This is a genomic window from Aneurinibacillus sp. XH2, assembly GCF_001439585.2.
Classification (GTDB): domain Bacteria; phylum Bacillota; class Bacilli; order Aneurinibacillales; family Aneurinibacillaceae; genus Aneurinibacillus; species Aneurinibacillus thermoaerophilus.
The window spans coordinates 856,571-872,689 of the sequence record NZ_CP014140.1 but is presented as its reverse complement, the minus strand read 5'-3'; the positions used below and the strand labels follow the sequence as shown (position 1 = coordinate 872,689).

Sequence of the window (16,119 nt, the reverse complement as noted above, 5' to 3'; positions counted from 1 at the left end):
TTTTCTTCAAAGAAAGCCAAACGGCCGTTTCGTGTCCCTTCGGTACGATAAAAAAGACCGTTGACGTACGTCAACGGTCTTTTTATTTAAACGATTATTACACTTCGCTTGCTACCGGTTCAACAACCACTTGTTTGCGATCGCGGCCCAGACGCTTGAAGCGCACGATACCATCAGTCAGAGCGAACAGCGTATCGTCACCGCCGCGGCCTACGTTCGCACCCGGATAAATTTTTGTACCACGTTGACGGTACAGAATGTTACCGGCTTTTACGAATTGACCGTCCGCACGCTTGGCACCCAAACGCTTCGCGATAGAGTCACGGCCGTTTTTGGTACTACCTACCCCTTTTTTCGAGGCGAAGAATTGCAGATCCATTCTTAACATAAGGGACACCTCCTTACTATTTCAATCTGTCGATAACCCGAACATATTTGCCGTTACTTAACGCTACCGAATACAACGAGGCAATCATGCCCTCAAGCAAAAGCTGCACTTTCTCTTGAAGTTCCGGAGCGTAGTCGTCCGGTACTTTCACATGTAGAAAACCACTTTCACCCTGTTTGACTGGCAGCTCTATGTTTAACAACAGTTCAACCGCGTTGATTCCTCCAAGCGAAATGCCCGATACGGCGGCACATACTAGATCATGTCCAGGCTCCCCAGCATAGGCATGTCCAGAAATCTTGATTTCTTCAATGGAGTCATCGCCGCGGCGCTTCACCTGCACCGTAATCATTACGCGTTGATCGCTTCGATAACAACCTTCGTATAAGGTTGACGGTGACCTTGCTTACGACGGTAGTTTTTCTTTGCTTTGTATTTGTACACGATAATTTTCTTACCTTTACCGTGACGTTCTACTTTCGCAGTAACAGTAGCACCTTCCACTACCGGAGCGCCTACTTTCACACCGCCATCGCCAGCCACCAGCAATACGCGGTCGAAAGTAACTGTCTCACCCTCAGCGTTTGCCAGCTTTTCGATGTACAGTTCAGTACCTTTTTCTACTTTGTATTGCTTACCGCCAGTTTCGATAATTGCGTACATTCGTTGCACCTCCCCTATATACTAAGACTCGCCGATATCCGGTGCGGCGCATATACGCCGGCTTGCAAACCTTAATCGAGCGGTTGTAGTATGCTTGAGGTGTCAAGCACACCAGTTAACAAAAAACAGCTTATCATATTCTTGCAAGAAAAGCAACCTAAACACCGCGAGAAGGAAGTGTTTATCACTGTTTCTGTAAGCGTCTCCGCGCTTCTGCTTCACTCCCCGCAAACAGGATGCGATACCGCTGTTGATCAAGAGCAGAATTTTCCGCAATATAGAGAGCAATGCTCGTGCTATTCCGCAATTCTTCTATATAGTCCCGTTCCACAAACACGCGGGCGATATGGGGATGCACTTCAAGCAAGACCGCTTCCACGCGGTCATCGTGACTGAAGCTTGCGAGTTCGCGTTCCAGCGCACTCGCAAGCGTCTCTTCGGCTGTGATTCTGCCTGTTCCTTCGCAGCAAGGACACACGCGCAGCAAGATATCAGCAAGATTTTGCCGCTCTTTTTTGCGTGTCAGTTCAAGCAGCCCCAAGCGGGTAAATCCAAGCACTTGTGTCTTTGTCTTGTCTTTCCGCAATTCCCCTTCCATACACTCCAACACCTGGAGCCGATTTTCTTCTTTCTCCATGTCAATGAAATCGATAATAACAATGCCGCCAATGTTGCGCAAACGAAGCTGGCGGACAATTTCACGACATGCTTCCAGGTTGGTCTTCAGAACCGTTTCCTCAAGGGTATGACTGCCTGTATACTTGCCGGTATTTACATCAAAAACGGTCATCGCTTCCGTCTGATCAATGACCAAATAACCGCCGCTCTTTAGCCATACTTTCCGTCTCAGCGCCCGTTCGATTTCCCCGTCCAAGCCATAATAAGAAAAAATCTCCTCGGCCCCGGTATACAATCGAATTTTCTGCTCCCACTCAGGCCGGTAACGGGCGAGCAATGCTCGAACTTCCGCGTAGCGCGGGCGACTGTCAATCATGATTTCTTCTACTTCTTCATCTACAAAATCGCGCACCACGCGGGAGACAAGATCTAAGTCTTGGTAGACGAGCGCGGGCGGGCGAACATGCTTTTTCTCGCTCCACACCTGTTCCCAACACGCTCTCAGAAATGAAACGTCCGCCTCCAGCTCAGCTCGACTCATTCCCTCGGCCATCGTCCGGATAATGATTCCCTCATTCGGTCCCAGAATCTCGCGTGCCATCCGGCGTAGACGTTCGCGTTCTTTTTCCTTGCGTATGCGACGTGATACCCCAATATAGGTCACATTCGGCAAATATACAATGTAGCGCCCAGGCAAAGAGAGCTGTGTTGTTACTTTAGCACCTTTCGTGCCAAACGCTTCTTTACTGACTTGAACGATAATCTCTTGGCCTTGCGTAATCAGCTCATTAATGGAGGGCCTCTTCCCTTCCTCAGGCTCTGTCTCCGGTGGCAAACAGTCAGCTACGTATAAATACGCATTTTTCTCCATACCGATATCGATAAATGCCGCCTGCATGCCTGGCAACACATTTTCTACCCGTCCTTTATAAATGTTGCCGACGATCCGTCGCCCTTCCGGCCGTTCGATGTATAATTCAACCAACCGACCGCCTTCCAACATGGCCACTCTCGCTTCGCGGCCGGTACAGTTGATGATTATTTGCTTCAACAGTTGTCCTCCTTACGCTTTCTTTTCTTCTCAATTTTACCGCAAAAGTTCCTCTACTGCACAATGGGGTGATCGTCCGGAAAAATAATAGGCAAGCAGCACTTTTTCTGAAAATACGGTACCAGAACTAGGCAGCGAGCGTCCGTGCACAATAAAAAATTGGTAAGAATTGCGCTTGATTTTTTTTACTGCCTGAGCGAGCGTGAGCGTAGGTGGTACGGATACTAAACGTTCTATTTCCGGGCCTAATCCTTCCTCTAATTGCGTCTTTCGTGCAAGCAAAAACCTTATAAATTGAACATGACGCTGCCGATACGCCATCCACGCGCTAAACAGCAGATAAAATGCCACCGCCAACCCGTTCAAATGCGGCGATGGTTCAAAAGACAAACTCCACGCAATCAATCCGGCCGCCCCTGCGCCGCTTATATATATCGACCATAGCATCGCCTGGCGGTAAGGCAAAACAAGACTCAAAGCGGTCTGCATTACCCTCCCCCCATCAAGCGGCCAGATAGGAAGCAAATTAAACCCACCAATTAGCAAATTACTGTACACAAAAAAAGCCGTCCAAACAGACGACCATATTTCAAGCTGCATCATCGCCAAGCCGAAAACGATGAGCAACGCATTGACAAGCGGGCCCGCCAGCGCTACGACGAATTCCGCCCCCGGCATCGTATTTCCCCACTCTTCGATCTCCAACACGCCACCAAACGGAAGCAATTCAATACGTTTAACCCGCCATCCATACCAGCGGGCGGCTGTAACATGTCCCAATTCATGCAGTAACACAATGCTAAACAGCGTAATGACCTCCATAAACTGACCGACAAGCAACGCGCCGAGCATAATCAGCCAGAACAGCGGGTGTACATGTAGTGAGATATTATTCAAAATGAACCACATCCTGTGGATTCACGAATTGCCCATTTTTCTTCACTGCGAAATATACCGGCTTAATCAAGTGTCCTTCTTTCGCCGCTTTTCCGATAGTGTGTTGAATCTCCACCCAATCATTTTGCTTTACTTCCACTTCCGCAAGCCCTGCGTACCATGTTTCCATTCCTTTAGCATGCTGGATAATCACCGTGTTGCCTAGCCCTTCTTTTTGGCCCACGAAGGTGACCCATCCTTGATCGACCGCACGGATAGAAGTTTCACCTGGCGTGAAATAAATCCCGCTCCCCTGTTCGGCAAACGTCTGTACGACTTTGCCCGAAGCAGGCGCTTTTAATAGCATATTCTGCGCTCGCAGCACAGGTTGTACTTCGTTGCCAAGACCGCCCACATTTGGCAGCAAGGTGGGCACAGAGCCGAAATTCTTTTCATACCAGGCCGACATACCGGCGAAATCATACGAACGGTGCATAACCTCATTCATTACTGTCCGGTATTTCTCAGCTCCCGGAAAAGAAACATTGTTAATGACATACGCCAAACTAAGCAAAAAAAACGACGCTATAATTTTAATAAATAATTTGTCTCTCCGTTTCACTGTTTTGTGAGACATTCCAAAGCTTAACATAGAACGTGAACTGCTTTCCTTGTGCCCATAGCGCTCCCACGGCTCTTCCCACTCCCGCTGGCGATATATAGGTTCTTTATACACCGGCGGCAACTCGCCACTATCCTCAAAAAAATAAGAAGAATACGTATCTTCCATCTGTTCTCTTAAACGGCGAAGCCTTTCCTCCCTGCGTCGCTTAATGCCATCCATATCAAAACGCGCCATGCTTCCACACCCCTCGCTCCCTTTACCTTTTGTACAAGTGTATGAGGGAGGAAGGAAGGCTATTCCCACTTAAATCTTGTAGAAAGAAGGAAGCGCGCCTGTCCGTTTCGCGGGATGTACAGGCGCGCTTCCCTTCGCACTTATTCAAACATCAATTTTTTCCGCCGCATTCCAATGCTGAGGACAATCCCCATCACAAAAAAGTTCGTCACAAGCGAACTTCCACCATAACTGATAAACGGCAATGGAAGTCCGGTGATCGGCATCAGCTGAATCGTCATCCCGATGTTCTCGAAAATCTGAAACACATACATTCCGATAACCCCGGCAATGACATACATGCCGAATGTATCTTTTGCTTCCATAGCGATGCGGAGCATCCGATAGATAAAGAAGAAATAAATAAAAATCAAAATGCTGGAGCCAATAAAACCTAGTTCCTCAGCGATTACAGTGAACACAAAGTCGCTCTCCCCAACCGGAACCCAACCGTTGCGTGCCTGTGTTCCTTGGTTAATCCCTTTTCCCAGAAGCTGTCCGGAGCCGACAGCTGTCAATGACTGTCTAAGCTGGTAGCCGTCATCCTTGTATTTCGGGTCATAAGGATCCAGCCAAACCTCAATCCTCTTCCATTGATATGGTTTCATAATATGGTCAAAAAAGAAATCCTTATGAAACATAAAAATATAAGCGATTGAAGCAAAAAAAATCGCGCCTAAAAGGCCAAGCATTACGAAATAACGCATAGGAACACCGGCCACGATCAGCATGCAAAACAAAATTCCGATGAATACGAGCGATGTTCCTAAATCCGGCTGAATAAGAATTAACAACAGCGGCACGCCAATCAGCAGAAAAATCGGAAGCATCGCTTTTAGATTATCGATCTTCTCTTCCTGCTCATCCTTTTTGGAGATGTATTTGGCAACCGCGAGAATGGTAAAAATCTTCATCAATTCGGAAGGTTGAAAGTCAAATAGACCAAGCTGGTACCAGCTGTGCGCACCGCTCTTCTCGGGCGTGAACAGTACGCCAATAATAAGCACCAGCCCAATACCGTAAAGCACATAGGCAAGATTGCCGAATGAATGATAATCAAACAAAAGAACGGTGGCCAGAATCAGAAAGCCAATGGCATACCATACTACCTGCTTCCATTCGTAATTGGCGGTTGTTGTCGCGCCGGAAATCCCGATAAAACTAAAGATTCCCAAGCACACTAGAAGCAAAATTAAGAGCCAATCCAAATTCCGTATATATTTTTTTTCAAAATCCATGCTTCATCCTCCGATGCATGCACCACACCTTATCTAATGCCGAATAAACGCTTCACTTTCTTGAAAAATCCTTCTGGCTCATCCATATTTAGAAACGGCACCGAATCGCCCAAAATGCGGCGCGCGATATTGCGGTATGCAAGTCCGGCTTTCGCTTCGTGATTCATTGCGACCGGCTCTTTTAAATTTAAATGCTTGATTACTTCTTCGTCATCCGGCACATATCCGATCGGATCGATCGACAGCATCGCAACCACGTCATCTACATCAATCATATCGCCTGTACGCGTCATATGCGGCCGGATACGGTTTACGATCAAATAGGTGCCTTCCAGGTTTTCCCTCTCTAATAAACCAATGACTCGATCCGCGTCACGAATAGAAGAAACTTCAGGTGTTGTGACAACAATTGCCTTATCGGCGCCGATGACCGCATTTCTGAATCCTTGTTCGATTCCTGCCGGGCAATCAATCAACACGTAATCAAAATCCGCCTTGAGCTGGTCGATAAGTTCTTTTACTTGTTCGGGCGTAACCGCTGATTTATCTTTTGTCTGGGCAGCGGGAAGCAAGTATAATAAATCATCAAAACGCTTATCTTTAATCATCGCCTGATGAAGCTTACAATTTCCTTCCACAACATCCACCAGATCAAAAATGATACGGTTCTCCAGTCCCATCACAAGATCAAGGTTACGCAATCCGATATCAGTATCCACCAGACAAACGCGTTTGCCCAGCTGCGCCAAAGCCGTGCCAATATTGGCCGTTGTCGTCGTTTTGCCGACCCCGCCTTTTCCCGATGTAATCACAATGGCTTCACCCATAAGGATCCCCCCTATATGACAAACCGACCCAATTCAGGCCGGATTTTATGCAATTGATTCATTTTTTCGATCACCAGACGCTCCTCGGCAACATACGCAAATTCCATCCAAGTCAGCTCTTCAGGCTCCCTTCCATCCGAATTACGGTTCACGATCCCGGCGATACGGATTTGTGCGGGAAACATTTCAAACGCGGCAATTACGGATTCCTTGTTGCCGTTGCATCCGGCATGCGCCGTTCCGCGCAACGACCCAAGTACAAAAATATTTCCTGTACACATGACAAGCGCTCCGGGGTTGACATCACCAATCAGCAATAAATCGCCTTCATGACGTATTACCTGTCCAGAACGTACCGTACGCGTATAAATTCGTACCTGGGAGGCCAATTTGTCGCGCAATGCCTCTTCCTTTGTAATTACATCGGATTCAATCGCCTTCACAACTAGATTGCCGCGCATTCTGAGAATGTCCCGAATCTGCTGCTCCTGTTCTTCCGACACATAGCGCATCCCCAACTTAACCGTAATCCCAACGGTAGGGCCGGTCAAAATCCGCTGATGGCTGTTCTCGACTTTCTCTCGTAATTCTTGAAGCAGACTGTCAAACGAACAGGTGTCATCCATGTGAAACACGAGGCCCTCTTTGGTTCCTTTGATCATCACTTTTTGTTTTATTTTCGTCATAGCCAAAGATCCACCCCATATCCTTATTATTCGCTACGAAAGCGAAGGTCTCCTGCACAATGCTTACGTAAGCTCCTCGATCCGCGATTGCTTAAGCAGCTTGCTCATCGGTCGGAAAATGAGTACAGCATACAGCGCATTAACAATAACGGTGGGGATTATCTCTTTCGTGAATAAATGAATCCAGCTCATGTAGACTATATTAAATAAATGATAAATCTCATATACAAGCAACTCGTTTACAAAAATAACGAGCAGCACAGTAAAGAACACAAGCAACCAATTCTGGTGAAAATACCGGGTCGCAAGTCCAGCCAGATATCCCAAAAGCGCTGTTGAAAACGCGTACACACCAATAACCTGAGCATAAACAATATCATAAAGGAGTCCGAAACACAGGCCGAAAAAAAATCCCCTTCTTCTGCCTCCATATAACCCGATAAACACGACCCCCACCAAAACGAAACGAGGGACGATAAGCCAAGGAAGATCCCATACTTCCGAAGCGAACACCTGGGCAATCGTACCTTCAATTAAAAACAGAAAAAACATGACAACGGATATTGCGCCAATTCTCACTTGCCAAGCCCTGCCTTTCTAAAGGTTCCGTTACTTGTTAGCCTTCTTCGCACGTTGTTCTTTTTCCTGCTCTATCGATTCCGGCTTGGCGACAAAATCGCGCTTAACCACGAACACCTGTTCAATCTGATAGAAATTCGCCAACGGAGTGATGCGCGCGGTCTGTGTTAATCCGTAATCTCCCTCCTCGACGGAACTTACACGTCCGATAACTAAGCCCGGTGGCATCACGCCTCCCATACCGGAAGTGGTCACGTATTGACCCGGCACAATCTTCAAATCTTTTGTTTTTGGAATTTTACGCATGATAAGTTCATGCTTTTCTAAGTCATAGCTCTCGATGACTCCGTAAATCGCCTGACTCCCTTGAATCACTGCTGAAATGTGATTTGCCTGTTCGATATCCATCAACAATTCAACCTGCGAAGAAAAATGGGAGACGTTCTTGATGCGCCCGATAAGCGCGCCCTGTGACGATATGACGGCCATATCCGGTTCGATACCATCGTTTTTTCCTTTGCTGATAATCAGCGTGTTGTTCCAGCGATCTGGTGTACGTGCGATGACATCGGCCGCATACCACTTATACCCTCTCAGTTTGTCATCTTTAATATTAATCATGGAACGCAAGCGGGCATTTTCGCGGCGAAGTTCTTCCACTTCCCCCTTCAGCTTCGCGTGCTTATCCAGTTCCGCTTTCAATGCCTTGTTCTCTTCGTATACGTTATAAATGTCCCTAACATCTTGAAAAAAACCGGAAACAAGCATGGTCGGCTTGTAAAAGAGTCCCTGAACAAATGAAACGGAGTCTTTCACCAACCGTTCCGGCCATGTGGGAAAAGGGCGCTCCTTTAACGTAGCACCCATCACCACAATCAGCACAATCAACCCCATGAGTATCGCAATTAACCGCTTATTGCCAAAGAAACTGGACACTCCTCAACACCTGCTTACTTGCGGCTGGAACGCATCGTGATGCCAGATTTTGATTTAAATAAATGAAGATTTTCAAGCGCACGGCCTGTACCAATTGCCACGCAATCAAGAGCATTTTCCGCTACAAGCACAGGCATACCTGTCTCTTCCGCCAGAAGTTTATCCAGATTGCGCAACAGCGCGCCACCGCCAGTCAGTACAATACCGCGATCCATAATATCGGCCGCCAGCTCCGGCGGGCTTTTCTCCAGGGTAATTTTCACCGCGTCCACAATGCTTGTCACGGTCTCACTCAGCGCTTCAGCAATTTCCTCAGCTGTAATTTCGATTGTCTTCGGCAAACCAGAAATCAAATCGCGGCCACGAATATCCATTTTTTCCGGCTGCTCTGGCGGAATGGCGGAACCGATTTCCATCTTCAGCGTTTCCGCTGTCCGCTCCCCGATCATCAAATTATATTTCTTCTTAATATATTGGATAATTGCTTCATCCATTTCATCGCCAGCAACACGGATGGATTTGCTTGTCACAATTCCGCCCAGCGAAATGATCGCTACTTCTGTCGTACCGCCGCCGATATCAACAACCATGCTTCCGGTCGGTTCCCATACAGGAAGATCTGCGCCAATAGCCGCAGCAAACGGCTCCTCAATCGTAAACGCTTCACGCGCACCTGCAAGCTTTGTCGCGTCTTCTACTGCGCGTTTTTCTACCGCAGTAATACCGGAAGGAACGCATACCATCACATTCGGCTTGCGCGAAAACAGGCCACGGTTTTTCTGCGCCTGCTCAATAAAGTAGCGCAACATCGTAGCCGTCGTTTCAAAATCGGCAATAACACCGTCTTTCATAGGACGAACCGCCACAATATTGCCCGGCGTTCTACCGATCATGCTTTTGGCTGAATTCCCTACCGCTTCAATACTCCCGGTATCTGTGCGCAGCGCGACAACAGATGGTTCACGAACAACAATTCCTTTCGACTTCGCATATACAAGCGTATTGGCCGTACCAAGGTCAATACCCATATCTCTATTAAAGCTACCAAACATCGGTGTAATTTCTCCCTTCATGTTAAGCGCATATGTAATCTTGCGACAACAACTATAAAATTATACTGAAACCCTATACTTTTTCAATAAGGAAAAGGATAGCATTATGCTAAATGCCCCTTCTCTTTCATACTGTAAAATCGTCCATCACCAATAATAACGTGATCAAGCAATTCAATGCCAAGAATACGCCCCGCTTCTTGAAGACGACGCGTTACGTCAATATCTTCCCGGCTCGGTGCGGGATCACCACTTGGATGATTATGAAGACAAATCACGGAGGCACTGCTGCGGCGAATCGCTTCTTTGTAGACTTCACGTGGGTGAACAATGGATGAATTCAAGCTTCCAATAAAAATTGTTTCTCTGCCGATAATGTGATTCTTTGTATTGAGGTACAAGCAGACAAAATGTTCTTGTGTGTGATAACGCAACTCTTCCATCATAACATCGGCGACGTCTTTCGGCGAACGAATGGCAAAACGGTCGGACGGAAGGGCAGTGCTCATGCGTTTTCCCAGCTCAAGACCAGCCATAATCAGCAAAGCTTTTGCCGGACCGATTCCCTTCATCGCGATCAGTTCTTCGAACGAAGCCGATTTTAAACCACGCACCCCTTCAAACCGGTTTAATACCCGGCAGGCAAGCGACATCACCGACTCTTCCGCAGACCCGGTGCGCAAGAGCAGGGCCAGCAATTCCGCGTCAGAAAGCGCACCTGGCCCTACCCGCATCATCCGTTCCCGCGGCCTGTCTGATTCCGGCATATTTTTCAGCATAGGATAATAGTCTTGAGACAGCATGTCCCTCTGTTGCATATGGACTCCCCCATTCGTAAAAATACGGGGCCATTCCTGCTGCCTTCCTAATGGTGCATCCCCATAGGCATATCCGGCATAGGCGGACGCCTATAGTAATTTTACACCAAATTCTTCCAGAAAGTCACTAACCAATGCGACTGGAAGTCCGACTACAGAAAAATAATCTCCCTCAAGATGGGATACAAGCATCGCTCCATACCCTTGAATACCGTACGCGCCCGCTTTATCCATCGGCTCGCCGGTAGCGATGTAGCGGCGAATCTTATCCGGTGTTAGCTTCCGCATGGTAACTTTCGTAGCCCGGTATCCGCTTTTCTCTCTGCCTGTCGCCGTTTCGACAATACAGACGCCAGTATAAACCGTATGCGTCCTTCCCTGCAGGCTTGACAGCATACGGAACGCTTCTTCTTCATGTCCGGGCTTACCCAGAATGGTATCGTCCAATACCACTATGGTGTCGGAACCGATGACGAGAAACGATTCATTCTCATTGTCCGCAAGCGAAAATGCCACATCTCTAGCCTTGCGCTGTGCAAGAATGGTCACGTACTCCTCAGGGGATACTTCTTCCTCCACCACTTCGCTCGCCACGCTCGGCTGCACGGTAAACGTAAGGCCCAATCCGGCCAGCAATTCTTTGCGCCGAGCAGACGCCGACGCGAGAACAATGGAAGGCTGGTTTGTTTTTGCCAAAGTGATTCACCTGCTCCTACTTGGGTACTGTAAAGATATGCTTCTTCTTCCTTATCGACTTATATCATATTAAGTTTAGCAAAGACCTTTAAGCAGCACAATAACGAAAAGCGAAACGTTTAGTCATGTAAAAACAAACAGAACAGGAAATAAAATCCTGTTCTTTTCTAAAAGGGAGAAGAAGATGCGGCCGGTGTTGCCATCGCTTCCTGCCATTGCTTATAAAAAGCGATAAACCGTAATATTTTTTCCTCTGCCTGCCATAAATATGTCCTGTTCGGCTGAGATGAGAACTGCTGCAATGTGGTGACGGCGGTCGTCATTTCATTTAAAGCACTTTGCAATAATGTTTTCTGTTGCTCAGCAAGTACGGTTGTCAAGCTTCTTCCCTGCTGCAACAACTCCCGGTGTTTGGCCATCATTTTTTGAATGGCGGCCTGCTCGATTTTTCCTGTCTTAAATCCTTCTCCGGTAAGGAGCGACACATTCTGAAACAAATCCGCCTGTGTCTGACCAAAACGCTTGATTTCTTCCATCGTTGAGGATGTTAGCTCCTCCGGTACCGCAACCGTTATTGTTCCCGCAGGCAGACTCTTCTCTTTAATATAAACCTCCTGCTTGTCCGCGCGATACACTTGGGCAAGCGCAAGCGCATCATCCCGCAAAGCGCTAACTCCGAGAAACAGCATTTGTTTGCCCGCTTCTTCCACCATATGCACCGGCCAACCTTTCTCCCGCAAAGCGGCGGCTTCCTGTTCCGCTCCCGCCCTGGTGCTAAACACGCCCCCCTGCACCATATACAAGGACATAACCGGAAGTGTGAGCGTTAAGGATTTTCTCTTGGGCACGGCCGACTGCCCTTGCACGGAAGCTTGCGTGCCTATTTCTGTGCTTGTCCGCCCTGCTGCTCCGTTTTCCCCTTTCTGTGTCAAAGCTACAGACGGCTTTGTCATATCTTCTACGGTTGGCGTCGACCCGGTCGTAAATGTGTGCAAGATAACATAGCCGAACAAAAGCCCGACGGATACAGCGCCTCCGACAACTGCGGACAGTTGAAAAAAATTCCGCGGCGGCTTGAAAGAACGACCTGAGCGCTTTTTGTGTCCGAATAACGGTGTAATGGGCGCACGAAAACCTATACTTTCTACTTCTTCTATTTCCTTATGATTCATCATGCTCTCTGTTACTGCGGCAGCTACAGGCGGAGATAACGGTTCGTTCTGCTCCTCCGCTTTCGCTGGAATAACAGAAACAGGCGAACAATTTAGCTTGATTTTCGGGCGCGACGCAGCAGACGCCTTCACCTCCGATCGGGACAGCTCTTCCCGTGGCCTTATGCGAATCGTATAGTCCGGTCTTTTCTTCATGTGAAGCCTCTCCCTCTCTTGGATAAGTATCGTTACTTTATCCATATGAGGCAGGCTCTTACATTATGAATGGGGTTGTACATCTTCTTTTTCAATAACTGGATATTGTGTCGGGTCCCATTTACCCGACGGCGGGTCTGTATGAACAGAAGGAAGTTTGTCCAGAAGCGATGCATACTGCGGCGCGTAATATCCAGTTAGCTCTAAGTTAGCTTCAATCCCCTTTTCTTTTGGAATTTTGAAATCATCCTCTTGTTTCTGTTTAAACATAAGCTTATCTACACGCAAATACCTGGACATCTGCTGAATCTCAGTAACAAACCTGTAAACGTCTTTATATTCCCCTTTTATGCTCAGCTTAATTTTCATATTCCGAATCGAAGAACGGGGCAAATACTTCTCAAGCTCCGCACGCGTAACTTTTGGCGCTTGTTCTTTCGGTATATCAGCCGTCTTCTCTTCGACTTCTTCAGAGACAATTTCTTTTGCCAGATCCGCCGCGTTTATCTCTTTATTTTCCTCAAACGACGCATCCTCTATCGCTATCTTGCTAATAGACTGCAACTTTCCAAACTCTTTAACCAGCTGCTCATCGTAAGATTTTACCGGAAACAGTTCAGCGATCTGCCGCAATTTCTCCTGCGGTGGGCGCGTATCTGCTTCTTTCTTTTGCTTTGTGGCCAGTTCAAGCTCTGCTTTCTTCTGTTGCAGCTGTATCTCCGCCTCCCGCTTTTGATTTAGTACCGGCATAACATACAAATAATAGAACACAGCTAGCATCAAAAATAATAGAGCCAATCCAAGCAAAACATATTGACGCTGCTTTTCCTCCATTTTCTACTCCCTCTCTCCTGCCTGTTTAGTCGCTCCGCTTTGCTTGTTAGGCGAAGTGTTTTTGCGGAAATTTTTTTCATCTATCGTCTGAGTAATGAATTCAAATCGGGCCTGATAATAAGGGAGAATTTTGCCGCCCATAAGTCGCAGCGAGAGGGAAAGCGGGTTGCCTTTCTCATCTCTAGGTCCAATCCATTCCGTCTTAACTATTGTAATCCTTTTAACATCCGCCTTCATAACGCGCGGTAACTGTTGCACATTATATAAATACGCCGCAATATCCTCATACTGTTCAAAACGGCCTTCTACTTCGATTTTTCCGTCCATATTATAGGAAAGAGACATTACTTTTCCTTGTTCAGGCAATTGGGAAGCCAGTTCATCGAGCAGCAGAGTTGTCGGATAGAATACATGTTGCAGCTTATTAGACAAATCCAGATAATCGTCAACCGTCACAGCTTGTCCCTGCCGTTGTTGCATAGCGCTCAATTGCTTTTCAATCCTTTCTATCTCCGCCTGCATGCTGGCCGTTTCTTTCTTGCCTGTCACATATAACATCCCTAAATATCCGGCTGCTAACAGCCAAAAAACACCGATTATGCTAAACACAACAACCATGCGAGAAACGCTCGTTTTTTTTCGGGGAAGAAGATTAATATCTACCATTTCCGCTACCCTCTCATCGCTAAACCAATCGGAGCCATATACGCTTGAACTTCATCCTGCCCGGTAAAAGGATGGAAAATATGCTCGGCAGGAAACCGCGTAACCTCCGCATGCTTAATATTTTCCTGTAAAATAGAAATTATTTTTTCGATATTTGGAAAATCACCGGTAAGATACATCTTGCTAATGCGTGTACCATCTTTTTTCATATTAAATTCATAAAACGTAAGCACACGTTCCAGTTCTCGTATTAAATCCCTCGCAAATCCGTCAAACATCCCTCTATCTTCCATATATTGAATGAGAGAATAAGACTGCATGCCTCTTTCATCTAATGTAATGTTATAGTTTGTTAAGTCAATCGGGATGTTGCGAACAAACTCCGGAATGTCACCTTTGAAAAAGAAAACATTGACCGAGTGAAGCCCAAGCTGTACAATGATAAATTCTTCTTCCTCAGCCCGGTATTTAGCAAGGACACGATATAGCGCCAGCGGCTCGATTTCTGCCGCAACGAGTTCGATACGCAATACGGAAAACAGTTCAATATATTGATCAACTAAATCTCCCGGTGCAGCAACAACCCAATACTGTTCCTGCTCTTCTTCCGCTTCACCGTTTGGCGCTTGTTCCAATTTGTAATAATCAAAGTACGGGCGCTGGAACGGAACATGAACCGTGGACTCCAGCTCCACTTCCAACAACATCCGCACTTCTTTTTCCGGAACGGGTGGCAAGAGAACTTTCCGGATAAAAACAGAAGAGCTTGGAAGCGAAATGATTGCTTTTTTTCCTTTTAGTCCTTCTTCCTGTACCTTTGTGCTCAATTCACTTTCGATGCGCGCACAGTCAATCAGCTTGCCCCGTTCAATTAAACCGCTATCCAGTTCAAGAAAGCCGGCTTTTTTAATATGAATCGTCTGGGCATCATGGTGTACTTCCGCATACCGCAATCCTCTATCTTCCAGCACCATCCCGATATGGCCGGACTTTTTCCGCAATAAATAAGAAGGGACTTTGAAATCTTTGAGCGAAAATCTGGGGAATGTTATCCTCGGTAACGTTCGTTTCACAGCAATCCCTCTTCCGTCTTTTTGTATCCATGCATTAGTAAAAAAAACTGAAATACCACGCAATCAGATCATAGCCTTTGAACAAAGCAAGCAACGCGCCCAGCGCAATGAACGGCCCGAACGGCACTTTCGTCTTTCGCCCGGCTCCCCGAAATATCATCAGCAATACCCCATAGAACGCCCCGAAAAAGGTAGAAAGAAGAATCGTCAACAGAAGCAAAGGGTAGCCGAGGAAAAGGCCAACAACAGCAAACAACTTAATATCCCCGCCTCCGATGCCGTTTCCTGAAACAATCGCAATTATATAGAAAATGGTAAACCCGAGCACCATGCCGATCAAATGCGAAAGATACGTTTCGTCCGGATGAATAAAGAAACGAAGCACAAGAAACACGAGAAAAAATGGCAGCAGTACTTTATCCGGAATGATCCGGTATGCCAGGTCTGAAACTGTAATGATCACCAGCAAAGAGATAAATAACAAATAGAGCCACGCTACTGGAGTAAAATCATATACAGCGTACACCGCAGCGAATAAAATTCCGGTTGCCAGCTCGATCAGCGGGTATACCGAAGAAATCGGGGCGCGGCAATACCTGCATTTTCCGCGCGCAATCAAATAAGAGAGAATCGGAATTAGATCGATCGGTTTGAGCTGTTTTTTACATGTCGGGCAATGTGACGGCGGAGCAAGCAGCGATTGTTCTTGCGGCACCCGCAACCCGACGACATTGAAAAATGAACCGAAAAGAAGACCGAAAAGAAAAACGAGCAAAAGAATAGCGAAATCCATAGTGCTCCTTTCTTCATGATCCACGTATTTTGGAAAAAACAAGGCTCCGCGCTTTTGTGC

Annotated in this window: 19 protein-coding genes and 1 other annotated feature; all 19 genes read right to left on the bottom strand. The window is 46.9% G+C overall.

What is annotated here, in order from left to right; translation table 11 throughout:
• Positions 1-97: 97 nt before the first annotated feature.
• Complete coding sequence (rpmA, locus tag ACH33_RS04215) at positions 98-388, bottom strand: 50S ribosomal protein L27 (protein ID WP_057897902.1); 291 nt, start codon at positions 386-388, stop codon at positions 98-100.
• Between the two features lie 16 nt (positions 389-404).
• Positions 405-740, bottom strand: a complete 336-nt coding sequence (locus tag ACH33_RS04210) for a ribosomal-processing cysteine protease Prp (RefSeq protein ID WP_057897901.1) — start codon at positions 738-740, stop codon at positions 405-407.
• Positions 740-1,051: a 50S ribosomal protein L21 gene (rplU, locus tag ACH33_RS04205; RefSeq protein ID WP_057897900.1), complete on the bottom strand. Its 312-nt coding sequence runs from the start codon at positions 1,049-1,051 to the stop codon at positions 740-742. Before rplU ends, ACH33_RS04210 begins: the two co-directional genes overlap by 1 nt.
• Positions 1,052-1,065: 14 nt before the next feature.
• Positions 1,066-1,146: a sequence feature (ribosomal protein L21 leader region), on the bottom strand.
• Positions 1,147-1,235: 89 nt separating this feature from the next.
• Complete coding sequence (locus ACH33_RS04200; RefSeq protein WP_057897899.1) at positions 1,236-2,720, bottom strand: Rne/Rng family ribonuclease; 1,485 nt, start codon at positions 2,718-2,720, stop codon at positions 1,236-1,238.
• A gap of 36 nt (positions 2,721-2,756) precedes the next feature.
• A complete protein-coding gene (locus tag ACH33_RS04195) occupies positions 2,757-3,617 on the bottom strand; it encodes a M50 family metallopeptidase (protein ID WP_057897898.1) in 861 nt (286 codons plus the stop codon).
• A complete protein-coding gene (locus ACH33_RS04190; RefSeq protein ID WP_057897897.1) occupies positions 3,610-4,455 on the bottom strand; it encodes a M23 family metallopeptidase in 846 nt (281 codons plus the stop codon). The genes ACH33_RS04195 and ACH33_RS04190 overlap by 8 nt, the downstream gene beginning before the upstream one ends.
• Positions 4,456-4,595: 140 nt before the next feature.
• Positions 4,596-5,732 carry a rod shape-determining protein RodA gene (gene rodA / locus ACH33_RS04185; protein ID WP_057897896.1) on the bottom strand — a complete coding sequence of 379 codons (1,137 nt, stop codon included), beginning with the start codon at positions 5,730-5,732 and terminating at the stop codon, positions 4,596-4,598.
• A 29-nt stretch (positions 5,733-5,761) separates the two neighbouring features.
• Positions 5,762-6,559 carry a septum site-determining protein MinD gene (gene minD, locus ACH33_RS04180; protein WP_057897895.1) on the bottom strand — a complete coding sequence of 266 codons (798 nt, stop codon included), beginning with the start codon at positions 6,557-6,559 and terminating at the stop codon, positions 5,762-5,764.
• Between the two features lie 11 nt (positions 6,560-6,570).
• Complete coding sequence (minC, locus tag ACH33_RS04175; protein ID WP_057897894.1) at positions 6,571-7,245, bottom strand: septum site-determining protein MinC; 675 nt, start codon at positions 7,243-7,245, stop codon at positions 6,571-6,573.
• Positions 7,246-7,308: 63 nt separating this feature from the next.
• A complete protein-coding gene (gene mreD / locus ACH33_RS04170) occupies positions 7,309-7,824 on the bottom strand; it encodes a rod shape-determining protein MreD (protein ID WP_057897893.1) in 516 nt (171 codons plus the stop codon).
• 30 nt (positions 7,825-7,854) lie between these two features.
• A complete protein-coding gene (gene mreC, locus ACH33_RS04165; RefSeq protein ID WP_057897892.1) occupies positions 7,855-8,760 on the bottom strand; it encodes a rod shape-determining protein MreC in 906 nt (301 codons plus the stop codon).
• Positions 8,761-8,774: 14 nt separating this feature from the next.
• Positions 8,775-9,812 (bottom strand): rod shape-determining protein, encoded by a 1,038-nt coding sequence (locus ACH33_RS04160; protein WP_057897891.1) that lies wholly within the window; start codon positions 9,810-9,812, stop codon positions 8,775-8,777.
• Between the two features lie 104 nt (positions 9,813-9,916).
• A complete protein-coding gene (gene radC / locus ACH33_RS04155) occupies positions 9,917-10,630 on the bottom strand; it encodes a RadC family protein (protein WP_091260401.1) in 714 nt (237 codons plus the stop codon).
• Positions 10,631-10,720: 90 nt separating this feature from the next.
• On the bottom strand, positions 10,721-11,326 hold the full coding sequence (locus ACH33_RS04150) for a Maf family protein (RefSeq protein ID WP_057897890.1): 606 nt from the start codon (positions 11,324-11,326) through the stop codon (positions 10,721-10,723).
• 167 nt (positions 11,327-11,493) lie between these two features.
• A complete protein-coding gene (locus tag ACH33_RS04145) occupies positions 11,494-12,693 on the bottom strand; it encodes a hypothetical protein (protein WP_057897889.1) in 1,200 nt (399 codons plus the stop codon).
• Between the two features lie 63 nt (positions 12,694-12,756).
• Positions 12,757-13,527 carry a type 4a pilus biogenesis protein PilO gene (gene pilO, locus ACH33_RS04140; RefSeq protein WP_057897888.1) on the bottom strand — a complete coding sequence of 257 codons (771 nt, stop codon included), beginning with the start codon at positions 13,525-13,527 and terminating at the stop codon, positions 12,757-12,759.
• Positions 13,528-13,530: 3 nt separating this feature from the next.
• Positions 13,531-14,193 (bottom strand): PilN domain-containing protein, encoded by a 663-nt coding sequence (locus tag ACH33_RS04135; protein ID WP_057897887.1) that lies wholly within the window; start codon positions 14,191-14,193, stop codon positions 13,531-13,533.
• 5 nt (positions 14,194-14,198) lie between these two features.
• Positions 14,199-15,266, bottom strand: coding sequence for a type IV pilus biogenesis protein PilM (gene pilM / locus ACH33_RS04130; RefSeq protein WP_057897886.1), 1,068 nt, complete (start codon positions 15,264-15,266; stop codon positions 14,199-14,201).
• Positions 15,267-15,300: 34 nt separating this feature from the next.
• A complete protein-coding gene (locus ACH33_RS04125; protein WP_057897885.1) occupies positions 15,301-16,059 on the bottom strand; it encodes a prepilin peptidase in 759 nt (252 codons plus the stop codon).
• Positions 16,060-16,119 lie beyond the last annotated feature (60 nt).